The organism is Neomegalonema sp., from assembly GCF_028688855.1.
GTDB lineage: Bacteria > Pseudomonadota > Alphaproteobacteria > Rhodobacterales > Rhodobacteraceae > Neomegalonema.
Window position 1 is genome coordinate 1 of sequence record NZ_JAQTXI010000047.1, and the last position, 3,811, is coordinate 3,811.

Sequence of the window (3,811 nt, forward strand, 5' to 3'; positions counted from 1 at the left end):
CCCCCCTTAGGGGGGATCTCCCCGCCGCCTCCGCCGAATGAAAGAATATTCTTCACGCGCGAACGCGCCTCCGCGCGAAGGCGCGCCCTGAGGCCGCCGCCGCGCCCGCCGTCAGGCAAGCCGGGACCGCCCGCAGCGGAGCGCGCGCCCGCCGCGTTGGTCAGCCCCAGCTTTCGGCCTTTCAGGAACGGCCCCGCCGCCGCGCGCGCGACGAGGCCCGGCCCCGATCAGACCCTGCGCGCCTTCAGAAGGGCGCGCCCATCACGAAGAGCGGCTTCTCCGGCGTCCCCATTTTCGAGATCCGGCCTTCCCGCAACAGCATCGCGGCCACCCCTCGCAAATGATCCTTCGCCTGCGCCCCGCGCCCCGAGATCAAGGCGTAGGCATGCGCCCAGGCCTCGACCGTGACGCCTGCGAAGCCGCCGCCCGCGTCGTCTCCCGCCCCATAGGCGAGCGCCGCCGCAAGAGCGCCCAGGGCCATCTGACCTTCGTAAGCCGCCGTCGTCGCTTCCAGAGATCCGGTTCCGTCTCCCGCGATCCCCTGGCCGTGGTCCTGCGCGGAGGCTTCGCCTCCATCCCTCACCCAATCGACGACGCAGCTTGTCGCGGGCGCGCCGCTCAAGTCGTCGATTGCGCCGCCGTGGCGGCTCTGGTCGAAGGTCGCTTGCCGCAGCCGGATCAGCAGGTTCTCGCCCGCTTCGCCGTCCTTCTGGTCGCGCAACGTCAGCCTTTTGACGTCTCTGACTTCATTCCCTTCCTCGTCTTGCTCCGGAGCCGTCTCCAGCACGCTGTCGACCGCCCCGAAGAGGCTGCTGTGGCCGCGCATTCCGCGACCTCTGTCCTTGCCCGCGTGATGCACCAGCAGCACGCAGGCGCCCGTCGCCGCCTTGAGGCGGTCGCAGGATTCGATGATGCGCCCCATGTCGGCGGCGGCGTTTTCGTCGCCCGCGCCGAAGACCCGCGCGAGCGTGTCCACGACGATCAGGCCGAAAGGCGCGCCCGCGAAGGGAGCGGCGGCGTTGATCCAGTCGGCCAGACGGTCGATCTCCTCTCCGCCCTCGAAAAAGTCGAAACGCTGAGGCGCCATGAAGAAAGGCGCCCTGGGATCGCGGCCCGGATGCTCCTGCGCCCAGAGCGCCACGCGCTTCTTGACGCCTTCGCCGCCTTCCGCCGCGATGTAGAAGACCGAGCTTTTGCGCACGGGCTTGCCCATCCATTCCCAGCCATGGGCGATCTTCAGGGCCATATCGAGCGCGATGAAGCTTTTGCCGGTCTTGGGCGCGCCGAAGAGCACGCCGAGCTGACCGCGCCCGAGCCATTCATGCACCAGCCATTCGGCTTTCGGGCGCCATGAAACCATCTCGCCGAAGCGGATCAGCTCGAAAGGCGCGGCGGGGACGTCGGGCTCCCATGCGGGGGCGGCTTCGGCGAGCGCCTCAAGCGCCTCCCGCGTCCCGCCCCCGGCGAGCCAGTCGGAGACGTCGCCCTTTTCGGGGAAGCCCGCGACGGCCTTGCCAAGATCCAGCAGCCGCACCCGCGCCGCGACGGGCGCGAGCGACCCGCAGACCTTGTCGGCATGGGCGCGGCCCGGCTGATCGGCGTCCGGGATCACGACGACTTCGGCGCCGACGAAATGGGCGGCGTAGTCCGGGCGCCATTTCCCGGCCCCGGCGGCGTTGCAGGTCGCGGCCAGCCCCAGAGCCTCCAGAGCGGCCACGTCCTTCTCGCCTTCGACGATCCAGAGAACCCGGCCTTCGGCGACGGCGGCCCGCAACTGGGGCAGCCGATAAGGGACCATCTGCGCATCCGGCATCTCGCGGATTTCGGGCGCGCGGTCGCCGTCCTTCAGACGCTTCCAGTTCTCGGCTCCGGCGGCGCGGCCATAGCGCCCCGCCGTGAGGCCCCAGGCCCATCCGCCGTCCGCCATGGGCCGACGCTGGCGGAATTCCTTGGGCTCATAGCGCACCACCTGATAGAGCAGCGCGCCTTCGGCGTCGGCGTAGTCGTAGACGGCCTTGATGGTCTGGCCGCGCGCGGGCCTGGCCGCCCCGCGTCCGCCGCCCTTCCCGGCCTTGGGCGCAGGCTCCGGCGCGGGGGCGTCGAAGCCCTGATCCCGCATCCAGTCGAAACAGCCCTTCTCGTCGGTCTGAAGCTCGCGCTTGAGCAGATCGAGCAGCCCGCCGCCTTTCTCTTCGGAGAAGTCGTACCAGGTCGCGGCCTTGACGTCGACCTTGAGCGATCCGTGGTTTCCCCAACGCAATTCCTCGCCTTTGGAGTGATGCCGGTTCGGCTCTCCGAGCAGCTTCTCCGCGACTTCGCGGGCGATCTTGCTGAAATCGACGCTATGGGCGTTCATGGCCGCCCTCCGCGTCGCCTTCCGGCGCCTCAGGCCGCGCCATGGGCCAGGGGAAGGCCTCCGCGAGCCGTTCCCGCGCGCCCCGGTCGCCCCAGAGCGGCGGCGGGTCATAGGAGGGATGCGGCTGGACGGAGACCGCCAGCGAGGCCAGAATCTCGGCGAAGCTCTGGGCCCGGCCCATGCGCGGCCCGAGGATCGAAATCCGCTTGAGCGATTCCGAGAAGCCCCGCAGCAAGGCGGGAGAAGCCCCGTCCAGAGCCTTGGACATGGCGAAAACCGCCTCGTCCGAAGGGGCATAGGGCGCGAGATAGCGCCGCAGAATGGCGAAGCGCTCATCCTCTCCGGGCTGGCCGATCAGGATCTGCAGATCGAAGCGCCGCCAGAGCGCATCGTCGAGCATCTCCTTCTTGTTCGTCGCGCCGATGAGGATTCCTTCATGGCGCTCGACGCGCTGGAGCAAGACGCCCATCTGCAGCATCCGCTCATTGTCTGCGCCGCCGCGCGAGAAGCTTTCGCGCTTGCTGCCGATCCCCTCCATTTCGTCGAAGAAGAGAACGAGCGGCTTCTCCTCCTCTTCGATCAGGTCGAAGAGCTGCGCCACGGCCTGCGTGGCCTGACCCATATATTGCCCGGTCAGACGGTCCGCCCGCACCCGCAGCATGGGCAGGCCCAGCCGCGCCGCGACGTGATGCGCGAGAGTGGTCTTGCCGGTGCCGGGCGGGCCGTAAAGCATGGCCCGCCTCCGCGCCTTCAGCCCGACCGCCTGCAATTCGGCCTCGGCCCGCATTTCGGCCATCCATCCGGCCACCGCCCCGCGCACGGCGGGCGCGAGGATCGGCGGCTCGGCCTGATCGGGGCGCAGGATCTCGCCGAAGCTTCGCAATCCGGTCCCCACCTTCATTTCCCGTCTCCCTTGGAGCCGTCTTTCTTCCGGGGCTTGGCCGGGCGCCAGGCGTCGGGAATGTCCATGCCGTCCGATCCGGCGGCGGCGCAGAAGCCTTCATCCCAGGCGGCGCGGCGCGGATCGGCGGCCCCGAAGGGATTGGCGAGCACGTCCCGCCCTTCGGCGAAGGCCGCGCCTCCGGCCTTGCGGGCGGCTTCGATCTCTTCCGGCGTCGGCGGGGGCGGAGCTTCAGGCTCGGCGGGATCTTCGGGAGCGGGCGCTCCGGCTTCGAGATCCTCCTCCGGCTTTTTCTCCTTGGCCATGCGGTCGCGGGCGTATTTCCCGAGCGGCGTGCCGTCGAGCATGCCGAGATCGGCCTTGTAGAGGTCGAGCAGGCCCTCATATTCGGCGCGGGCTTCCTCGGACATTTTCCGAAGCTTCAGGATCGAGCCGATCACCTTGACGCTCAGGCCGCGAGATTTCGCGCGATCCTTCACAGAGTTGATCCTCAGCCGCAGAGCCTCCTGCTCGACGGCCAATCCCTCCAGATCCTCGACGACTTCCGCGAGACA

General features: G+C 69.2%; 3 protein-coding genes. All 3 read right to left on the reverse strand.

Annotated features, from left to right (window positions below):
• Positions 1-244: 244 nt before the first annotated feature.
• Positions 245-2,356, reverse strand: a complete 2,112-nt coding sequence (locus PHN62_RS17380) for an AAA family ATPase (protein WP_300152702.1) — start codon at positions 2,354-2,356, stop codon at positions 245-247.
• Positions 2,343-3,257, reverse strand: coding sequence for an ATP-binding protein (locus PHN62_RS17385; protein ID WP_300152703.1), 915 nt, complete (start codon positions 3,255-3,257; stop codon positions 2,343-2,345). The genes PHN62_RS17380 and PHN62_RS17385 overlap by 14 nt, the downstream gene beginning before the upstream one ends.
• A partial coding sequence (locus tag PHN62_RS17390) for a GapR family DNA-binding domain-containing protein (protein WP_300152704.1) occupies positions 3,254-3,811 on the reverse strand: 558 nt, incomplete at its 5' end. The genes PHN62_RS17390 and PHN62_RS17385, both read right to left, overlap by 4 nt.

Excerpts from the sequence above, each read along its gene's own strand:
- PHN62_RS17380 (WP_300152702.1), bottom strand. The coding sequence starts at position 2,356 with ATGAACGCCCATAGCGTCGATTTCAGCAAGATCGCCCGCGAAGTCGCG.
- PHN62_RS17385 (WP_300152703.1), bottom strand. The coding sequence starts at position 3,257 with ATGAAGGTGGGGACCGGATTGCGAAGCTTCGGCGAGATCCTGCGCCCC.